Raw genomic sequence first — 239 nt, forward strand, 5'->3', positions numbered from 1 at the left:
TCTTTAAATCCATTAGTCAAAGAACTCACAGCAACCATTGCTGGAACAATCGCTCTAACAACACCAATAAGAGATAAGCCAGCTGCGATAAATTGTCCAATTGCCGGATTTGCTTCCATTGCAGCATTAGAAAATTTCAAGAAGCTGTTTACAGTCTCTAAAATTGTCTTTCCTAGTGGTGCCATTCCAACGAGTAGATTTATAATAGTCCGGGAAATTTGACCAAGCGTGCTCCACAC

At 40.2% G+C, this 239-nt stretch carries 1 protein-coding gene; it reads left to right on the forward strand.

What is annotated here, in order from left to right:
* A partial coding sequence (locus R0J87_RS24355) for a hypothetical protein (protein WP_498889622.1) occupies positions 1–222 on the forward strand: 222 nt, incomplete at its 5' end.
* Between the last annotated feature and the right edge of the window lie 17 nt (positions 223–239).

Origin of the sequence: Halomonas sp. SIMBA_159 (genome assembly GCF_046536035.1) — a bacterium.
GTDB lineage: Bacteria > Pseudomonadota > Gammaproteobacteria > Pseudomonadales > Halomonadaceae > Vreelandella > Vreelandella venusta_A.